Raw genomic sequence first — 18077 nt, 5'->3', positions numbered from 1 at the left:
ACGCGATGATCGTGGCACAGGTGGCAGGTCCGCCGGGGCGCTTGGGCGGACGATGCGGCTAATGCGTCGGCCAGCGTCCGTCGGCCTTGGCGGCATCGATCTCCCGCTGGCCGGGTTCGCGCATCCGCCCGGCATCGATCAACCGCGTCACCCGCTCGACATTGGACTTCGACCATGCGCTGCGCGCGCGCCGGGGGCTGAACCGCTGGATTCGGGACACCTCGTCGTAGCCGCGCGCCAAACTGTCGATCCATCCGAAGCACAGCGCGATCTCGACCGCTTCCGTGTACGACATCCCGGACTCCGGCGCGTTCTTGTTGAAGAGCCGCAACCAGATTTCCGGCGTCGTCGAGTGATTACGCTCGAGCCAGTCCTCCCATTCCCGAGTCGTGCGGGCATCGAGCACCTCGCGTTCGGTCATTCGCTGTGCAGCGCGGCTCTCAGTGCCGCGAATCCCCGCCCGGCGGCCTCGGCCGCGGCGGGCACGGCACGAGTGAAGCGGACAAATCCATGCACCAACGTCGGCGAGTTGTGCAACTCAACGGGAACCCCCGCGGTGCTGAGCAGTTCGGCGTAGCGCGCCCCGTCGTCGCGGAGCGGATCGTGTTCGGCCGTGGCGATGTACGCGGGCGGAAGGTCGGACAGGTCCACCGCGTTGGCGGGCGCCAGCGTCGCGGGCAGCGTGGCCGGATCGCCGACTTCGGTGCCCTCGGGCAGATACCACTGGAGGAACGCGGCGATGGTGGCGGAGTCCAGGATCGGGGCGTCGGCGTTCTCGATCATCGACGGAAGCGTCGGATCAGATGTCGTGGGCGGGTACCACAGCAGCTGGAAGACCAGCGGCGGTCCGCCGTTGTCGCGCGCGAGCTGCGCCATCACCGCGGAGATGTTGCCGCCCGCGGAGTCGCCGGCGACGGCGATGCGGGCGGGGTCGCCGCCGAGTTCTGCGGCGTGCTCACCGACCCAGCGCAGTGCCGCCCAGGCGTCGTCGATGCCGGCGGGGAACGGATGTTCGGGTGCCAGCCGGTAATCCACCGACACCACGATCGCCTCCGTGCCGAGCGCGTGGTCCCTGGCCGCCGCATCGTGGGTGTCCAGGTCGCCGACCGCCCAGCCGCCGCCATGGTAGAAGACGACTACCGGCAGGTTCTCGTGCTGTTCGATGGGCGGCCAGTAGATCCGGACGGGAACGTCGGTCACGTCACCGTAACCGACGGTCCGTTCCTCGATTCGCATGGCGGGCAGGGTTTCCGGCGGCGGCCGCAGGGACCGGAGCTGCTCCCGGGCGTAGTCGACGCCGTCCTCGATCGTGAAATGCAACGGGAATGCGTCGACGGCCGCCTTCATCGCCGGATCGATACCGGGGCGTGTGGTCGATGGTTCCGCGGCCATGGCCACACGGTAGCGCTCTACTCCGACCAGTTGTTCTTCAGGATGATCTCGACGAAGTCTTCCCGGACGAATTCGGGGTCGTAGTGCGCCAGCACATCGGCATTGACGTTGCCGAACGTGCTGTGCGGACGGTGCACGTTGCCGTCGGTGAAGGCGCGAAGGATACGACGCTTGAAATCGGGCCGGGGATGGGCTGCGGTGACGGCCTCGAGCGCCTCCTCGGACAGGTCGTCGCGGCCGATGCCGAGGACGTCGGTCTCCACGCCCGCGGTGACGAGCGCGATCTCCGGGTCCAGGAACTCGGGCACCCCCGGTGTGGTGTGCAACGCAATGGACAGCCACACCTTGCGCACCGTGGCGTCGTCGTATCCGCGTTCGCGCAGGAACCTGTCGGCCGCGTTGGCGCCGTCGACCTCGAATCGCAGCATGGAATCGCGGTAGAGCGGCGTCAGGCCGATGTCGTGGAACATCGCCCCGACATAGAGCAGTTCGAGGTCGGGGTCGATGCCCCGGCGTTCGCCCTGCAGCGCGCCGAACAGGAAGACGCGCCGGGAGTGGTTGAAGAGCAGATCGTCCTCGACATCCCGGATGTAGTCGGTGACGTCGCGTACGAGTGCCGTGTCGGGAATTGTGATACCGCCGATGGTCTGTGTTGTCATGACCTCAGTGTGGGTCGGTCGGGCCCACGACCGGCCCTGTCGGTCCTGCCGTCTATCCCACAGAAAGCGACACCCCCGCCGTCGCCGCGCAGGCGTTGAAACTGTTCCCACGAGGCTCGCTCGACCCAGTTGGTCAGCAGTTTGCCGTCCTCGCGAACCGCCCACACGGCGGTGCCGGTCATCGCGATGTCCTGCCGGTCGGGTTCGGTGCCGAGGACGCCGTTGTTCTTGCCGGTCAGCAGCCATCGCGATGCCACCCGGCTGCCGTCCGCGTTCTGAAACGACTCGAGCACTTCGAGATGCAGGCCGTCCACGTGCGCGAGAAATCCGGCGATCCAGCGCTTGAAGTTGGCGCGGCCGGAAATGGTTTCGCCGCCGGACACGATGACGACGTCGTCGACCACGAATCTGTCGGCCGCCTCCGGGTCGTGGGCGTTCCACACCTCGTCCCAGAACGCGTGTACGACGCCCACCGAATCTGGGGTGTTCACCTGTTCTCCAATGCGTTACGCAGCGCCAGCAGCCCCCGGTCGGTTGCCTCGGTCGCTGCGGGCACCACACCGGCGTAACCGAGGAAGCCTTGCACGAGGCTGCCGGCGTTGTCGAGTTCCACCGGTACCCCCGCCGCCGCCAAGAGGTCGGCGTAGCGCGCGCCGTCATCGCGCAGCGGGTCGTGTCCCGCGACGGCGATATAGGCAGGCGCCAGACCCGACAGGTCCTTCGCTCGGGCCGGCGCGAGCGTCGACGGGATTTCGGCGAGGTCCAAACCGCCGACATACCACCGGGTGTGGGCCTTGGCGCCGGCGAGGTCGAGCACCGGGGCATGCGCGTTCTCCGTGAACGAGGGCAGCGAGGTGTCGAAGGTTGTCGACGGGTACCACAACAGCTGGAACCGGATCGGCGGTCCGTCGGCATCACGTGCCAGCTGAGCCACCACCGCGGCCAGATTTCCGCCCGCCGAATCGCCCGCGACGGCCAGCCGTGTCGGGTCTGCGCCGAACTCGCCCGCGTGGTCGGCCACCCATTGTGTTGCGGCCCAGGCATCGTGAACGGCGGCCGGGTAGGGATGCTCGGGTGCCAGTCGGTAGTCCACCGACACCACCACCGCGCCCGCTCCCACCGCGTGGATCCGCGCGGTGGCGTCGTACGTGTCCAGGTCGCCGATCGACCATCCGCCGCCGTGGATGAACACGACCACCGGCGGGGTGACGCCGCCGTCCGTCGGTGGCCAGTACACCCGGATCGGGATGGCGCCGGCCGGTCCGGCGACGGAGTGGTTCTCGACCCGCAGCCCGGGGTGGATCGGCTTGCGGGGAAGCTCCTTGAACCGCTGCCGCGCGGCTTCGACGCCTCCGTCGGTCGTCAATTGAAAGGGAACGGCCTCCAGTACCTTCAGCAGGATGGTGTCGACAGCCGGCTTCTCCTCCGCATCGGACATGGGGACACCGTACGCACACCGCCGCACCGGCGGCCTGCTGCTGTTCACGTCCGGGCTCTTCTTCGGTCGCTCGTCTGTGCCGTCTGCTACACCTGCTGCGTGACCACCACCCGGCAGCAGGCTGAGCACGAGCCGATCGCACGCGTGCTGCCGATGTTGTCGGTGCCGCATCTTGACCGCGAATTCGACTACCTGGTGTCGGCCGAGCAATCCGACGACGCGCAGCCCGGGGTGCGGGTGCGGGTCCGGTTCCACGGTCGGCTGGTGGACGCGTTCGTCCTCGAGAGACGTTCGGACACAGACCATGTCGGTAAACTCGGATGGCTGGACCGGGTGGTGTCCGCCGAGCCGGTGCTCACGCCCGACGTGCGGCGGCTGACCGATGCCGTCGCCGCGCGTTATGCGGGCACCCGCGCCGACGTGCTGCGGATGGCCATCCCGCCGCGACACGCCAACGTCGAGAAGCAACCCGTCGCCGAGACGGCGCCTCCGGTGGTGACACCCGTCGACCCCGCCGGCTGGGCCTCCTACGGACGGGGCGAGCAGTTCCTGACGGCACTGCAGGATGGCCGTGCCGCTCGCGCCGTCTGGCAGGCCCTGCCGGGTGAGCGGTGGGCCGACCGACTGGCCGAGGCCGCGGCCGTCACGGTCACCGCCGGGCGCGGAGTGCTGGCCATCGTGCCGGATCAGCGCGATGTGGACACGCTGCATGGTGCCGCGGTTCGGCATGTCGATGAGTCCCGAGTCGTCGCGCTGTCCGCCGGTCTCGGGCCCGCCCAGCGCTACCGCCGCTGGCTGTCCGTGCTGCGGGGCACCGCCCGCTTCGTCATCGGCACCCGCAGCGCGGTGTTCGCGCCCGTCGCCGACCTCGGCCTGGTGATGGTGTGGGACGACGGCGACGACACGCTCGCCGAACCGCGCGCGCCGTACCCGCACGCCCGGGAGGTGGCGATGCTGCGCGCCCACCAGCTGCGGTGTGCGGCGCTGATCGGCGGCTACGCCCGCACCGCCGAGGCCCAGGCGCTCGTGCGCAGCCGATGGGCCCACGACCTCGTCGCGCCGCGTCCTGTCGTTCGCGCCGCGTCGCCGCGAGTCATCGCCCTCGACGACAGTGGTTTCGAGCAGGAGCGGGATCCCGCCGCACGCACCGCCCGGCTGCCGTCGGTGGCGTTGCGGGCCGCACGCACCGCGTTGGAGGCCGGCCTGCCGGTGCTCGTGCAGGTGCCACGGCGGGGTTATGTGCCCGCGTTGGCGTGCGCACGATGCCGGACCATCGCTCGCTGCAGGCACTGCACGGGCCCGCTGTCCCTGCCGGACCGGGATGCGGCCGGGGCAGTGTGCCGGTGGTGTGGCCGTGAAGAGCCCGTATTGCGTTGTGCGCGTTGCGGATCCGATTCTGTGCGGGCCGTCGTCGTGGGCGCCCGCCGCACCGCCGAGGAACTCGGACGGGCGTTTCCCGGCACGACGGTGATCACCTCGGGCGGCGATGCGATGGTGTCTATCGTCCCGAGCGGGCCCGCTCTCGTCGTGGCGACTCCCGGTGCCGAGCCTGCCGCCGAGGGGGGCTACGGCGCGGCCCTGCTGCTCGACGGTTGGGCGCTGCTCGGCCGCCAGGACCTGAGGGCGGCCGAGGACGCGCTGCGACGCTGGATGGCGGCCACTGCGATGGTGCGCGGCCGCGCCGACGGCGGTGCGGTCGCCGTGGTCGCCGAGGCGTCGATACCCACCGTTCAGGCCCTGGTCCGCTGGGATCCAGTCGGACACGCCGACGCCGAATTCGATTCCCGCGCCGAGGTCGGACTCCCGCCTGCCGCCCACATCGCCGCCGTCGACGGGGAACCCCCGGCGGTGCGGGCCCTTCTCGACACCGCCGAGATGCCCGATACGGCGCAGCTGTTGGGGCCCGTGGATCTGCCTGCCGGTGCACGCCGACCTCCGGGGACACCGGCCGGACAGCCGGTCAGTCGGATGCTGGTCCGGGTCCCGCGCGACGGCGGTCTGGCTCTGGCGGCCGCGCTCAGGAGGGCCACGGCCGCGCTCAGCGCGCGCCACGATCATGTCCCGGTTCGTGTGCAAATCGACCCATTGCACATAGGGTGATCCCGGAAAGACACTTCACCAGGCCATTCGCCAAGGCATGAACCAGGCAGGAGGTGGGCATGCGACGGGTGTTGAAAGGGCTTATCCCGTTGGCGCTCATCATGTTTGGCTTGCTGTGGCCGCTGGTGTTCACGGGTGGATCGGATGCCTCCGACGTCGATGATCCGGTGGTGTTCAGCAACTACACGGCGGAGTTCGCCGTCAACAGCGCCGGGGAGATGAGTGCGGTGGAGACCATCACCGCCGAATTCCCGAGCGGACGGCACGGCCTGTTCCGCTACTGGGATGTCGCCAACCAGAACAGTCCGCGGGTCCGGCAGAAGCCCGAGATCACGTCGATCCTGCTCGACGGGCGGTGGATCCCGTATCAAATGCAGTGGGAGGACGGCGAACGGTTCCGCGTCGCCAAGATCGGCGATCCCGACCAGTACCTGGACTACGGCACACACGTTTTCGAGATCCGCTACACGGTCCCGGGGGTGCTCGACCCCGGAACCACCGGCGCGAACAGGGTGTTCGCCGGAACGACCGGCGTCGACTCGGCATCACCGTCGGTGTTCTTCTGGAATGTCATCGCCCCGTCGTGGAACAACCGGATCACCCGCGCGGAGATCTCCATAGCGCTGCCCGCCGACGTCGGGCGGGTCCAGTGCTCGGTCGGTTACGGGGTCGGCCGGTCCTGCACCACGGTGACCGTGACCGGCAACGGCATCCAGATCTCGGCGGCCAACCTGGCGCCGCGCACACCCGTGACGGTGCGCGCCGGTGTCGACGTGCCCACCCCGCAGCGCATCAGCCTGCCCTGGCCCTACACGTGGGACCGCATCCTCGGGCAGTCGTTGACGGGGGCGTTGTGGGTCGCCGCCCTGGCGGTGGCGCTGGGGTTGGGTGCGTATCTGTGGTACCGCACCACCGTCGAACCAGCGCCGGGCTTCCCGCTGCAGTACGGACCGCCGGAGGGTCTCGGGCCGGTGCAGATGGAGTACATCCGCACCGAGGCGGTGCCCAAGGACGGTCTGTCGGCGACCCTGTTCTATCTGGCCGAGCGCGGGTTGATCGAGTTGCGGCAGGTCAACGACAAGCAGTGGAACATCGGCGGCATCGCCCCGCGCAGCGCGTGGGCTGACGTCGATCCGGTCGGTGTCGCCGTCGGGTCGGCGCTCAAGGTGATGACGTCCGGTGCGGAGTTCGAGGCCAAGCACACCGTGAACGCGGGCCAGAAGCTCAGCAAGGCCAAGACCGATATGGCCAAGTCGGTCCAGAAGTGGGCCTTCGACGACGGGCTGATGGTCAAGCGGAAGAAAGAGTTGTGGGTGCGCAGCGCCAACGCGGTCGCATTCATTCTGATGACGTGCGCGTTCTTCCGCTGGGGCTTCCCGACCACCATGTGGGCGCTGCCGTTCGCCGCGTTCTTCGTGTTCTCGGTGCGGGGCTGGGGCGCCGGGGTAGGCACCCGCCGCACCGAGGCGGGACGCGAACTCTGGTCGCGGGCAGGCGGTTTCCACCGCATGCTGGCCACCGACTCGGCCGAGACCCGCTTCGACTTCTCGGCCCGTAAGGATCTCTACACCGCCTACGTCCCGTTCGCGGTGGCCGCGGGCGCCGCGGCGCTATGGGCGAAGAAGTACGAGACCTCGGTGGGTGCGCCCGCGCCACAACCGGATTGGTACAACTCGTCGTCGAGCACCGGGTCGGGCTTACACGGTGGCTCCACCGGAGGCAGTTTCGGCGATTTCGACAGTTTCGATTCGGCGTTGTCGTCGTCGATCGGCGCGTACACCGCATCCCAGTCGTCATCGTCGTCCGGCGGAAGCAGCGGTGGCGGCGGCGGATTCAGCGGTGGTGGCGGTGGCGGTGGCGGCGGCGGGGGAGGCGGCTCATGGTGAGATTCGTACTGATCCTGGTGCTGGTGCTCGCGGTGCTGGTCCTGATCGGTTTCGTGCTGGGCTACAACAAGCTCCGTGCGGCCGACGTCCGCGTGGCCGAGGCACTGTCCGGCATCGATGTGGAGCTCACCCGGCGGGCCTCGCTCATCCCGAGTCTGGTGCAGACCGTGCAGACGTTCGCCGTGCACGAGAAGGGCATCCTGGACCACGCCACGAATGCCCGTGCCGCGCTGACCTCGGCCACGGCGGGGAAATCGGTCGCACAGCGCAGCGCCGCCGAGAAGGACCTGGACAGCGCGCTGGCCCCGCTGCTGGCGCTGGGCGCGAGCTACCCGCAGCTCAATTCGTCGAACAACTTCCTGAACCTACAGGACAACCTCGCCGACACGGAGAACAAGCTGGCGTTCGCCCGTCAGTACTACAACGACGCGGTGGCCACAGTGAACCGGCTGCTCAGCACGATCCCGTGGATGTTCGTCGCCCCGCTGGCCGGGGTGCCGGAACGGGAGTACTACCAGACGCCGCGCTAGCCGTTCCTAGACTGTTGCGGTGCGTCTCGTCTTCGCCGGCACCCCGGTACCCGCGCTGCCCTCGCTGCGCCGGCTCATCGAATCGCCACGCCACGACGTGATTGCCGTGCTGACCCGCCCCGATGCCGTCTCGGGGCGCCGGGGAAAGCCCACGCCGTCACCGGTGGCCCGGCTGGCACTCGACCATGACATCCCGATACTTCGGCCCTCGCGCCCCAACTCGGATGAGTTCATCGCCGAACTCGCCGACCTGGCCCCGCAGGCCTGTGCGGTAGTGGCCTACGGTGCGCTGCTCTCCGAGCGGCTGCTGGCCGTGCCCGAAGACGGCTGGGTCAACCTGCACTTCTCGCTGTTGCCCGCCTGGCGCGGCGCGGCGCCCGTTCAGGCGGCGATCGCCGCGGGTGACGGCGTCACCGGCGCGACGACGTTTCAGATCGAACCGGCGCTGGACTCGGGCCCCGTCTACGGCGTGGTGACCGAGACGGTCCGCCCCACCGACACCGCGGGGGACCTGCTCGAGCGGCTGTCGATCTCGGGCGCCGCCCTGCTCGAGACGACGCTCGACGGCATCGCCGACAGGACACTGGCTCCGGTGCCCCAACCCACAGAGGGCATCACGATCGCGCCGAAGATCACCGTCGACGAGGCGCGGGTGCGGTGGGAGTTGCCCGCGCACGTCGTCGATCGGCGGATCAGGGCCGTCACGCCGAATCCGGGGGCGTGGACGATGATCGGTGAGTTGAGGGTCAAGCTGGGCCCGGTGACCCTGGCAGACAACTCGAATGGCCTGGCCCCCGGCGCCGTTCGGGCCGACCGCGACGGCGTGCACATCGGCACCGGATCGACACCCGTGCTGCTCGGCACGATCCAGCCGCCGGGCAAGAAGCCGATGAACGCCTCCGACTGGGCGCGCGGCGCCCGGCTCGACGAATCCGCGCGGGCCCAGTGACGCGGCCTTCCCACAGGCGACCGCCGCGGCGCAAACCGCTCGACCCGGCCCGCCGGGCGGCATTCGAGGTGCTTTGCGCGGTGTCCGAGCGCGACGCCTACGCCAACCTGGCACTGCCTGCGCTGCTGCGTGAGCGGGGAATCAGCGGCCGCGACGCCGCATTCGCCACCGAGCTCACCTACGGCACCTGCCGCTCACGGGGCCTGCTCGACGCGATCATCGCCCATGTCGCGGGTCGCCCCACCGATCGCATCGACCCCGTGCTGCTCGACCTGCTCCGCCTCGGCGCCTACCAGCTGCTGCGCACCCGCGTCGAACCGCACGCTGCGGTGTCCACCACGGTGGAGCAAGCCGGAATCGAATTCGACTCCGCACGAGCCGGTTTCGTCAACGGTGTGCTGCGCAAGATCGCCGGCCGCGATGAACAGTCATGGGTCGACGAGCTCGCCCCGCCCGCCGGCACCGACCCGGTTGGGCACGCCGCGTTCGTGCACGCCCACCCCCGCTGGATCGCCCAGGCGTTCGCCGATGCGCTCGGCGCCGACGCCGGTGAACTGGATGCGCTACTGGCCATCGACGACGACCGCCCGCTGGTGCACCTGGCCGCCCGGCCGGGGATGCTGACCGCCGAGGACCTGGCCCGCGAGGTGGGCGGCGAGGTCGGCCGGTATTCACCGTTCGCGGTCTACTTGCCCGGCGGTGATCCCGGCGGCCTTGACCCGGTGCGTGACGGGCGGGCGCTCGTGCAGGACGAGGGCAGCCAGCTGGTGGCCCGGGCGCTGACCCTGGCCGACGTGGACGGCGACCGGGGCCGCTGGCTCGACCTGTGCGCCGGACCCGGGGGTAAGACCGCGATGATCGCCGCTCTGGCCGGCGAGGACGCCCGCGTCACCGCGATCGAGCCGACCGCCCGGCGCGCCGACATGGTGGAGGAGAACACCCGCGGCCTGCCGGTCGAGGTGCTGCGCGTCGACGGCCGCGAGCCCGGAATCGATGCCGGCTTCGACCGGGTGCTCGTCGACGCGCCCTGCACCGGGCTGGGGGCGTTACGGCGCAGGCCCGAGGCTCGCTGGCGCCGCCAGCCCGGCGACGTGCCGCAGCTGGTCAAACTGCAGCGCGAGTTGCTGGCCTCCGCCGTCCGGCTCACCCGGCCGGGCGGTGTGGTGCTCTACGCGACCTGTTCACCGCACCTGGCCGAGACGGTCGGCGTCGTCGCCGATGCGCTGCGCCGCCATCCGGTCACCGCGCTGGACACCCGGCCGCTGTTCGACCCCGGCCTCGGCTCGATCACGGATCTCGGTGACGGCCCGTACGTGCAGCTGTGGCCGCACCGGCACGGCACCGATGCGATGTTCGCGGCCGCCCTGGAAGTAGGGTGGCCTCCATGGCCAAGCCCCTGATCGCGCCGTCGATCCTGGCCGCCGACTTTGCCCGGCTGGCCGACGAAGCCGCCGCGGTGGACGGCGCCGACTGGCTGCACGTCGACGTGATGGACAACCATTTCGTGCCGAACCTGACCCTCGGTCTGCCGGTGGTGGAATCGCTGCTGAAGGTCACCGACATCCCGATGGACTGTCACCTGATGATCGACGACCCGGATCGCTGGGCGCCGCCGTACGCCGAGGCCGGGGCCTACAACGTCACCTTCCACGCAGAGGCCACCGACAATCCGGTCGGGGTGGCCCGCGACATCCGGGCCGCCGGCGCGAAGGCCGGCCTCTCGGTCAAACCCGGCACACCCCTGGAGCCGTACCTGGAGATCCTGCCCCAGTTCGACACGCTGCTGATCATGTCGGTGGAACCGGGTTTCGGCGGGCAGAAGTTCATCTCGGAGGTGCTGCCCAAGGTCGAGATGGCGCGCAGGCTCGTCGATGCCGGTGAGTTGAGCATCGTGGTCGAGATCGACGGCGGGGTCAACGCCGACACCATCGAAGAGGCGGCCGCGGCGGGTGTGGACTGTTTCGTCGCGGGTTCGGCCGTCTACAGCGCGGAGGATCCCGCTGTCGCGGTGGAACAGTTGCGCCGGCAGGCTGCCGCAGCCTCCAAACACCTTTACCTATGAATCCGGTGAAACTGGAAGCCGCCATGCGGCTGGCCGTTGAGCAGGCCAATCGGGTCAAGGGCGGTACCTATCCGAATCCGCCTGTCGGAGCTGTCATTTTGGACCGGGACGGTGACGTCGCGGGGGTCGGGGCGACGGAGCCGACCGGGGGGCCACACGCCGAGGTGGTGGCCCTGCGGCGCGCAGGGGAGCGGGCGACCGGCGGCGCGGCAGTCGTCACCCTGGAGCCGTGCAATCACCACGGCCGCACCCCGCCGTGCGTGGAGGCCCTTCTGGCATCCGGTGTTTCGGCGGTGGCCTACGCTGTCGCGGACCCGAACCCGGTGGCTGCCGGGGGTGCGACGCGGCTGGCCGACGCCGGTGTCGAGGTGATCCCCGGCGTGCTGACCGACGCCGTCGCCGGGGGACCGTTGCGGGAGTGGTTGCACAAGCAGCGGACCGGTATGCCCCACGTCACCTGGAAATTCGCCACCAGCGTGGACGGCCGCAGCGCCGCGGCCGACGGGTCCAGCCAGTGGATCACCAGCGAGACGGCCCGGGCCGATGTGCACCGCCGCCGGGGCGCGGCGGAAGCGATCGTGGTCGGCACCGGCACGGTGTTCGTCGACGATCCCGCATTGACGGTGCGCCTCCCCGGCGGCAGCCTGGCCGACCGTCAGCCGTTGCGGGTCGTCGTCGGAGAGCGCGAAATATCCTCGGAATCAAGGGTTTTGAATGACGATTCGCGGACCATGGTGATTCGGACCCATGATCCCCACGAGGTGATCAAGGCGCTGTCCGATCGGACGGATGTGCTGCTGGAAGGCGGCCCGACGCTGGCGGGCGCGTTCCTCCGGGCCGGAGTCATCGATCGGATCCTGGCCTACGTCGCGCCGATCCTGTTGGGCGGCCCGATCGCGGCGGTCGACGATGTGGGCGTCTTGAGCATCGCTCATGCGCAGCGCTGGCGGTTCGACGGCATCGAGCCGATCGGGCCCGATGTACTGCTCAGTCTGGTGCCTGCCTAGCCATCGAGCTTCTTCAGTCGATGTCCAGCCGGCGGTGCTTGATGAGGTCGCGCACGCCGCCGAGGCCGAGTCGTGCCCGGAAGGCGCGCACGGTGTAACCGATGACGGTGGCCTCCGTACGGGCCCGCACGGTGGCAGCCCGTGGCATGTGGAACACGGGGCCGATCTCGCCGAAGTAGTCACCCGTGGTGACGACCTTGAGCAGTTCCTCACCGCCGCTTGCCAATTCACGGACGATTTCGAGTTCACCCTCGGAGACGATGTAGATCAGATCGCCCATGGTGCCCTGCTCGAAGAGCACGTCGCCGGCCGCCAAGGAAAGGGTGTCGGGCGGCCGGTCGGTCGACGCGAAGTCCGGCACGAGCTCGATGACGCGATCGGCCAGCGGCAGTATCCGGCTGTCGTGGGTGGCGACGACAACCATCCGCTCATCCGAGGCGAGCTCACGGATCAGTCGAAGCACCTCCTCGACCTGGATGAAGTCCAGGTGGGCGGTCGGCTCGTCGGCCAGCACGAGCGGGGGATCGAGCGCGATCGCCCTGGCGACCGCGACCCGCTGCTGCTGCCCGCCGCTGAGATCTCCGGGCCGATGGGTCGCCCGATCGGCGAGACCCACGCGCTCCAAGAGCTTTTCGGCCCACTCGCGTGCCTCTCGTCGCGGTATGCCCGCCGCGCTCATCGGCACCATCACGTTCTCCAGTGCGGTCAGGCTGGGCACCAGGTTGAACGCCTGGAAGACGATGCCGACCGTCTCGCGCCGGTAACGCGCGAGTTCGTGGGCGTCGAGGGTGGTGACGTCGACGTCTGCGAACTTGATGGCGCCGCCGCTGGGCCGCAGGATGCCACCGAGGCAGGACAGCAGGGTCGTCTTCCCGCAGCCACTGGGACCGAGCAGGATCACCAATGAGCCCGCGGCCACGTCGAGGTTGAGCCCGTCGATCGGGCGAACGGCGTACCCGCCGCTCGAATACTCGACCACCAGATCCTGGATGGACAGATCGCCCATGGGTCACGGACCTCCGAACGCCAGTGCGGGATCGACGGACACCGCGCGATGGAGCCCGGTGGCACTGGCGATCAAGCCGATCAGAACGGCGATCACCGGCAGCGCGACGTAGGCCTGGACCGGCACGATGACCTGCATCGGGAACAGCGGCCCGAGCGCCATCGACAGGACGGCGCCCACCAGCGCGGCCAGCAGCGCCACCACTACGGCCTGCAGCGCCAGCCCGGCCGCGATGTTGCGGGTGGGGACACCGATCGCTTTGAACACCGCGAAGTCCCGCAGCCGCTCGAGCGCGGACAGATAGATCACCGAGCCGACCACCAGCGCCGCGACGATCCACAGCATGACCGCGACGATCGTGATCGAATTCACCGCGACCTTCAACGGCCGCAGCAGATCGGCGATCGCACCCGCGCGGTCGATCGTCTCATAACCGGCGGGCACCTGATCGAGCGTGCCGCGAATTCCGATGGACGCGACGAGCGGCTCGCCTCCGTACACCAGCTGCTGGGCACCCTCGGTGGTGAGGAATACGTTGGGCAGGTTGGCCAGCGCCGTGGAGTTCTCCACGATGCCGACGACACGCAGTGTGCGCGAGGCGATTTCGACTTCGTCGCCCACCTGGCGTCCGAGTGTGCTCGATGCCGCGACCTCGTCGGGTGTCGACGCCGCCCGGCCCTGCGACACCGGCGGCATGCCGGGGCCACGCTCAGGAGCGCCGAACAGGTCGGCGTTGCGGGTCGAGCCGCCCTGGGTGACCGTGCCACCGGCGTAGACGAGCGGAGCCGCGGCAATCACCCCCGGCATCGCCGCGACCCGTCGCAGTTCGACCGGGGCGAACGGAGTCGCGCCGACGAACGGACCGGAGGCCCCGGCCTTGACCAGAAAGACGTCGACGCCGAGCGAGTCGACGGTCTTCTCGGCCTCGACCCGAAACCCGTTGGCGAGCCCGGTCAGGACAAGCGTCATCGCGAAGATGATGGCAGTCGACAGGACCGCGATGACAAAGCGCCGTTTTCGCCACTGCATGTCGCGCAGCGCGGCGATCAGCATGTCGGCGACGTTACCGACGCCTTCGCGATCTCGGGCCGGGTTTGGGGGCCCGGGTTGCAATAGCCTTGCCATTCAGTGAAGTTCCGATGAATTTCGACTGCTCAGGTGTTGCGTTTCCCATGTACACCGGGCGCGGCGAGCAGGCGGACAGGCCTGTCGCGCCGGTACACTCGTACCAAACAGGGCCGTAACGGCTCCGCTGGAATCGCGCTTTCACCGACGAGTTGCGCGCTGGTGAGCACGAACAAAGGACATCGAGCGTGACTGCATTGCAGGACTGGCTCAGCATCAGTCCGGTAAATCCGAAAACCCTCAAGGACGCCGTGTGCGAGGCGTGGCGCGGCCTCACCGCCGAGGAGCAGGCAAAGGCCGACGAAGTACCGCTGATGGGGCGGGGAGTCGAACGCTGCTGACGACCGGCTAACGGGGCCGGTGACGGCCCGGCAGTTGCTGCTGCTGCTGCATCCGCACCGTCTCATCCGCCCGCGAGGTGGAGATCGCCTGAGTAGGAGCCTCGATTTCCGTTGTCGGCGCATCGTCGTCGCCGGCAGTCGCCTCGGGCTCGTCGGAGTGTTCGGCCCGGGCGGCGATCAGCAGGCCGAGCAGTGCGCCCACCACGCAGACGATCGCGGTGATCTTGAAGATCTCGCCGTACTGCATGGTGTACGCCTCGAGGGTTGCCCTCTGCAAGCGCGCGCCCTGGGCGATGAGCATGCCGCCCGGAGTGTCGGCGGGTGGGGCGGGTATCGCGGCCAGCCGCTCCTGCAGGTACTGGTTGAACCGGTACAGCCCCCAGGCGCTCAGGGCGGCGATACCCACCAGCATGCCGATCATGCGGGCCACCACCACGCCGGCCGATGCGATGCCGTGCTGCGCCGCTGGCACCACCCGCAGTGTGGCCGACGTCAACGGACCGATTACCAGGCCCAGCCCGAGGCCCGCGATCGCCAGGTCGGTATCGAGCACGGGCAAGTGGACAAACCCGAGGTCGTGATGCGCCGAGAGCAGATCGACCGGCCACTTCGAGATCAGCCAGTAGCCCCCTGCGGCGACCAACATGCCCGCGAAAGCCACGATGCGGTCGCCGACTTTGGTGGCGATCCAGCCGCCGAGCAGCGCGCCGATGGGCAGCGCGATCAGGAAACGCAACAAGAGGAACGCGGCGTGATTCTGGTCCTGCCCCAGCACACCCTGGCCGAACAGTTCGACGTTGACCAGCGTGACCATCAGCGCCGCGCCCGCGCACAGCGACGCTCCGAGCGCCGCCAGGAACGGCCGGAAGTGCACGCCCGCGGGTTCGAGCAAGCGCGTCTTGGCGATCTTCTCCCAGACGAAGAAGGCCACCGCGGCGACCAGGGCGCCGATGAGCACCGGCAGACCCCAGCTGGGAAGCACCTGCTTGCCGTCCGGCGCCGGGTTGTAAAGGCCCACCACGGCCAGCCCCAGCGCGATGGCCAGCAGCACGCCCCCCACCACGTCTACTTTCTCGGGATGAGCGGACTTCGCCTTCGAAGGCAGGCTGAAATGAACCATCACCATCGCGATGAGCGCGAGGGGGACGTTGACCCAGAACACGGCCTGCCAGTGGTTGAACAACCACACCAGCAGGATGCCGTACATCGGGCCGAGCACACTGCCGAGTTCCTGGGCTGCGCCGACCCCGCCCAGGACGGCCGCTCTGTTGCGTGCCGCCCACAGGTCGGCAGCCAGCGCCAGCGTGACCGGTAGCAGTGCGCCACTCGCGGTGCCCTGGATGACGCGCCCGATGACCAGCATCGTCAGGTCGGTGGACAGCGCGGTGATCACCGACCCGACCGCGAAGCCTGCCAGGCTGATCTGAAGGAGCAGCTTGCGGCCGAAGCGGTCGGAAGCGCGGCCCAGTAGCGGCATGGCCGCGATATAGCCGAGCAGGTAGCCGGTGATGATTGGGGTGACCTGCTGAATCTTGTTGATCGCGATGCCGACGTCGCGCATGATGTCGACCATGATCGTCACGACGACGTAGGTGTCGAGCGCGCCGAGCACCACCGCGAGGCAGCCTGCGCTGATCGCGATTCTGCGGCTGGTCGCCGCCTGACTGGAGGCTTGCGACGCCTGCATCACACCGCGGGCTTGTTGACGGTGACCGGCTTGCCCCAGTCGGACAGCGTCATCGTGATGCTGTTGCCCTGCTGCACGTCGAGTTTGGCCTGGACGAGTTCGTGGTCGCCGTCCTCGCGGATCCATGCGGTGCCCGGCACGGGCGCACTGGCCTTGAGCGACGGGGCGATCTTGTTGACGGCGTCCGCGCTGACGGATCCGGTCACCCGCACGGTGTCGACACCGTTGAGGTTTTCGCGGCCGTCGGCCTTGGGGTCGGAGAAGCTTGCCAGGACGTTGGCCAGGCCGTTGGTGGGACTCAGAATGGCCGAGACGTCATAGATGTCGGCGGCCGGGCCGAAGTTCTGGAAGCTGCCCGCGGTGAGTGCCCCGTACAGGTTTCCGTCCGAGACGACGAATGCGACGCCATCCAGTTTCTGGCCGAGGAAGTTGATGTTGACCTTGCCCTGCGCAGCGACGGCGGGAGCCTGGGTGAGGTCGCCCTCGAGCGATTCGATCGGCAGCTCCTTGATCTCGCCCTGCACCGCCAGCTTCAGGTGCACGCTGGTCTGGGCCTTGGTGGTCTCGCTGGACTCCTTGAGCAGGGTGGCGGCGTCGGGCAGCGGTTTGCTGGCCTCCTCGGAAGACTTCGAGCAGCCGGCGAGGAACAGGCCTGCGGCGAGGGATAGGGCGATCAGGGAGCGGATAGCAAGGCGGGCACGCGTCTGCTGCATGACTGCATCGTAGAGGGTGCAACCACATGGACGCGTGCGGCGGGCGCGGGGTAGAAGTGTAATCGTGGCTGCTGAGCAGGACATTCGACCTGTGGATTTTCGGCATGTGTTCGTCGACACGGGGGACGGGGCCGCGCTGGTCGCGGCGATGATCGACGAGATGCGCGAGCTGTACGAGGGCCTTGATCTCAATTCGCCGGACATGCCGAAGGCGGGCGTGGCCGAGCTCGGGCCGCCGGGTGGCACCTTTCTGGTGGGTTATCGCGACGGCGAACCGGTGTGTGGCGGCGGCATCAAGCGGTTGCCGGATGGTGCGTGTGAATTCAAACGGATGTACGTGGTGCCCGCGGCGCGGCGGCAGGGGCTGGCCCGGGTGCTGCTGCGGGCGCTGGAGGATGCCGCCCGAGGTCTCGGATACGACGTCGCCCGGCTCGATACCGGGCCGCTTCAGCCGCACGCCCGCGGGTTGTACGAATCCGAGGGTTATGTGTCGATTCCGAATTTCAACGGCAATCCGGTGGCGACATTCTTCGGCGAGAAGCGGCTGGCTGGATAACCTGTCGGGGTGTTCACCGGAATCGTCGAAGAACTGGGCGAGATCATCGGCAAGGAAGACCTCGGCGACTTCGCCCGGTTGGTCATCCGCGGCCCCGTCGTCACCTCTGACGCCGGGCACGGCGACTCCATCGCGGTCAACGGGGTCTGTTTGACCGTCGTCGAGGTGTTGGGCGACGGCTCGTTCAGCACCGACGTCATGGGCGAGACGCTGAACCGGTCGAGTCTGCGGGCGGTGCACGTCGGCAGTCGCGTCAACCTGGAACGCGCCGCCGCGGTGAACAGTAGGCTCGGTGGTCACATCGTCCAGGGGCATGTCGACAGCACCGGTCATGTGATTGCGCGCACACCGTCCGACGAGTGGGAAGTGGTGCGGGTCGCGCTGCCCACGGCCCTGTCCAGGTACGTCGTGGAGAAGGGCTCGATCACCGTCGACGGGGTTTCCTTGACCGTCTCCGCTCTAGGTCATGACTGGTTTGAGGTCTCGCTCATCCCGACCACATTGGGGCTCACCACCCTGGGGGCGGCCGAGGTCGGAACGCAGGTCAACCTCGAGGTCGACATCATCGCCAAATACGTCGAACGGTTGATGAGCCAGTCCGCTGAATAACACGGGCAATAATCCCT

At 68.9% G+C, this 18077-nt stretch carries 19 protein-coding genes; 10 read left to right on the top strand and 9 right to left on the bottom strand.

Features of this window, described 5'->3' with window-relative positions:
- Positions 1–58 precede the first annotated feature (58 nt).
- From ACVWWN_RS26475 to ACVWWN_RS26455, 5 genes are read right to left on the bottom strand one after another with little or no spacing between them, the layout of a single operon-like run.
- Complete coding sequence (locus ACVWWN_RS26475) at positions 59–421, bottom strand: YdeI/OmpD-associated family protein (protein WP_457146495.1); 363 nt, start codon at positions 419–421, stop codon at positions 59–61.
- Positions 418–1392, bottom strand: a complete 975-nt coding sequence (locus ACVWWN_RS26470) for an alpha/beta hydrolase (protein WP_457146494.1) — start codon at positions 1390–1392, stop codon at positions 418–420. Before ACVWWN_RS26470 ends, ACVWWN_RS26475 begins: the two co-directional genes overlap by 4 nt.
- 17 nt (positions 1393–1409) lie before the next feature.
- The gene (locus ACVWWN_RS26465; RefSeq protein WP_457146493.1) at positions 1410–2051 is read right to left on the bottom strand and encodes an HD domain-containing protein; all 642 of its coding nucleotides are present in this window, start codon (positions 2049–2051) and stop codon (positions 1410–1412) included.
- Complete coding sequence (locus ACVWWN_RS26460) at positions 2048–2542, bottom strand: ester cyclase (protein WP_457146492.1); 495 nt, start codon at positions 2540–2542, stop codon at positions 2048–2050. The genes ACVWWN_RS26465 and ACVWWN_RS26460 overlap by 4 nt, the downstream gene beginning before the upstream one ends.
- Positions 2539–3489, bottom strand: coding sequence for an alpha/beta hydrolase (locus ACVWWN_RS26455; protein ID WP_457146491.1), 951 nt, complete (start codon positions 3487–3489; stop codon positions 2539–2541). The genes ACVWWN_RS26460 and ACVWWN_RS26455 overlap by 4 nt, the downstream gene beginning before the upstream one ends.
- A gap of 99 nt (positions 3490–3588) precedes the next feature.
- Here ACVWWN_RS26455 and ACVWWN_RS26450 point away from each other — a divergent pair, with 99 nt between their 5' ends.
- The 7 genes from ACVWWN_RS26450 to ribD are packed head-to-tail and all read left to right on the top strand — an operon-like array spanning position 3589 to position 12023.
- Complete coding sequence (locus ACVWWN_RS26450; protein ID WP_457146490.1) at positions 3589–5589, top strand: primosomal protein N'; 2001 nt, start codon at positions 3589–3591, stop codon at positions 5587–5589.
- 59 nt (positions 5590–5648) lie between these two features.
- Positions 5649–7475, top strand: a complete 1827-nt coding sequence (locus ACVWWN_RS26445) for a DUF2207 domain-containing protein (RefSeq protein ID WP_457146489.1) — start codon at positions 5649–5651, stop codon at positions 7473–7475.
- Complete coding sequence (locus ACVWWN_RS26440; protein ID WP_457146488.1) at positions 7469–8005, top strand: LemA family protein; 537 nt, start codon at positions 7469–7471, stop codon at positions 8003–8005. The genes ACVWWN_RS26445 and ACVWWN_RS26440 overlap by 7 nt, the downstream gene beginning before the upstream one ends.
- 19 nt (positions 8006–8024) lie before the next feature.
- Entirely contained in the window at positions 8025–8954 is a 930-nt protein-coding gene (gene fmt, locus ACVWWN_RS26435) for a methionyl-tRNA formyltransferase (RefSeq protein WP_457146487.1), read from the top strand.
- Complete coding sequence (locus ACVWWN_RS26430; protein WP_457146486.1) at positions 8951–10354, top strand: RsmB/NOP family class I SAM-dependent RNA methyltransferase; 1404 nt, start codon at positions 8951–8953, stop codon at positions 10352–10354. Before fmt ends, ACVWWN_RS26430 begins: the two co-directional genes overlap by 4 nt.
- Positions 10339–11016 carry a ribulose-phosphate 3-epimerase gene (rpe, locus tag ACVWWN_RS26425; RefSeq protein ID WP_457146485.1) on the top strand — a complete coding sequence of 226 codons (678 nt, stop codon included), beginning with the start codon at positions 10339–10341 and terminating at the stop codon, positions 11014–11016. Before ACVWWN_RS26430 ends, rpe begins: the two co-directional genes overlap by 16 nt.
- 5 nt (positions 11017–11021) lie before the next feature.
- On the top strand, positions 11022–12023 hold the full coding sequence (ribD, locus tag ACVWWN_RS26420; RefSeq protein WP_457149296.1) for a bifunctional diaminohydroxyphosphoribosylaminopyrimidine deaminase/5-amino-6-(5-phosphoribosylamino)uracil reductase RibD: 1002 nt from the start codon (positions 11022–11024) through the stop codon (positions 12021–12023).
- A gap of 13 nt (positions 12024–12036) precedes the next feature.
- On the opposite strand, the gene ACVWWN_RS26415 is transcribed toward ribD, so the two are convergent.
- Both ACVWWN_RS26415 and ACVWWN_RS26410 read right to left on the bottom strand, forming a co-directional pair.
- A complete protein-coding gene (locus tag ACVWWN_RS26415; RefSeq protein ID WP_457146484.1) occupies positions 12037–13029 on the bottom strand; it encodes an ABC transporter ATP-binding protein in 993 nt (330 codons plus the stop codon).
- 3 nt (positions 13030–13032) lie between these two features.
- Entirely contained in the window at positions 13033–14082 is a 1050-nt protein-coding gene (locus ACVWWN_RS26410; protein ID WP_457149295.1) for an ABC transporter permease, read from the bottom strand.
- Between the two features lie 260 nt (positions 14083–14342).
- On the opposite strand from ACVWWN_RS26410, the gene ACVWWN_RS26405 reads away from it, so the two are divergent.
- Positions 14343–14495 carry a hypothetical protein gene (locus tag ACVWWN_RS26405; RefSeq protein ID WP_457146483.1) on the top strand — a complete coding sequence of 51 codons (153 nt, stop codon included), beginning with the start codon at positions 14343–14345 and terminating at the stop codon, positions 14493–14495.
- A 7-nt stretch (positions 14496–14502) separates the two neighbouring features.
- On the opposite strand, the gene ACVWWN_RS26400 is transcribed toward ACVWWN_RS26405, so the two are convergent.
- Entirely contained in the window at positions 14503–16182 is a 1680-nt protein-coding gene (locus ACVWWN_RS26400; protein WP_457146482.1) for an MFS transporter, read from the bottom strand.
- Positions 16182–16895 (bottom strand): LppX_LprAFG lipoprotein, encoded by a 714-nt coding sequence (locus ACVWWN_RS26395; protein ID WP_457146481.1) that lies wholly within the window; start codon positions 16893–16895, stop codon positions 16182–16184. Before ACVWWN_RS26395 ends, ACVWWN_RS26400 begins: the two co-directional genes overlap by 1 nt.
- A gap of 64 nt (positions 16896–16959) precedes the next feature.
- Here ACVWWN_RS26395 and ACVWWN_RS26390 point away from each other — a divergent pair, with 64 nt between their 5' ends.
- Together ACVWWN_RS26390 and ACVWWN_RS26385 are read left to right on the top strand one after the other, a co-directional pair.
- Positions 16960–17451, top strand: coding sequence for a GNAT family N-acetyltransferase (locus ACVWWN_RS26390; protein WP_457146480.1), 492 nt, complete (start codon positions 16960–16962; stop codon positions 17449–17451).
- A 9-nt stretch (positions 17452–17460) separates the two neighbouring features.
- Positions 17461–18060: a riboflavin synthase gene (locus tag ACVWWN_RS26385; protein WP_457146479.1), complete on the top strand. Its 600-nt coding sequence runs from the start codon at positions 17461–17463 to the stop codon at positions 18058–18060.
- Positions 18061–18077: the final 17 nt, after the last annotated feature.

It is taken from the genome of Mycobacterium sp. URHB0021, assembly GCF_054057895.1.
Note: the sequence above shows the minus strand (reverse complement) of the source record. Positions and strands in the feature narration are given on the sequence as shown.

Bases quoted from the DNA above. Each gene is read 5' to 3' on its own strand.
- ACVWWN_RS26475 (WP_457146495.1), bottom strand. From the start codon at position 421: ATGACCGAACGCGAGGTGCTCGATGCCCGCACGACTCGGGAATGGGAG.
- ACVWWN_RS26470 (WP_457146494.1), bottom strand. From the start codon at position 1,392: ATGGCCGCGGAACCATCGACCACACGCCCCGGTATCGATCCGGCGATG.
- ACVWWN_RS26465 (WP_457146493.1), bottom strand. From the start codon at position 2,051: ATGACAACACAGACCATCGGCGGTATCACAATTCCCGACACGGCACTC.
- ACVWWN_RS26455 (WP_457146491.1), bottom strand. From the start codon at position 3,489: ATGTCCGATGCGGAGGAGAAGCCGGCTGTCGACACCATCCTGCTGAAG.
- ACVWWN_RS26445 (WP_457146489.1), top strand. From the start codon at position 5,649: ATGCGACGGGTGTTGAAAGGGCTTATCCCGTTGGCGCTCATCATGTTT.
- ACVWWN_RS26440 (WP_457146488.1), top strand. From the start codon at position 7,469: ATGGTGAGATTCGTACTGATCCTGGTGCTGGTGCTCGCGGTGCTGGTC.
- rpe (WP_457146485.1), top strand. From the start codon at position 10,339: ATGGCCAAGCCCCTGATCGCGCCGTCGATCCTGGCCGCCGACTTTGCC.
- ACVWWN_RS26415 (WP_457146484.1), bottom strand. From the start codon at position 13,029: ATGGGCGATCTGTCCATCCAGGATCTGGTGGTCGAGTATTCGAGCGGC.
- ACVWWN_RS26410 (WP_457149295.1), bottom strand. From the start codon at position 14,082: ATGCTGATCGCCGCGCTGCGCGACATGCAGTGGCGAAAACGGCGCTTT.
- ACVWWN_RS26400 (WP_457146482.1), bottom strand. From the start codon at position 16,182: ATGCAGGCGTCGCAAGCCTCCAGTCAGGCGGCGACCAGCCGCAGAATC.
- ACVWWN_RS26395 (WP_457146481.1), bottom strand. From the start codon at position 16,895: ATGCAGCAGACGCGTGCCCGCCTTGCTATCCGCTCCCTGATCGCCCTA.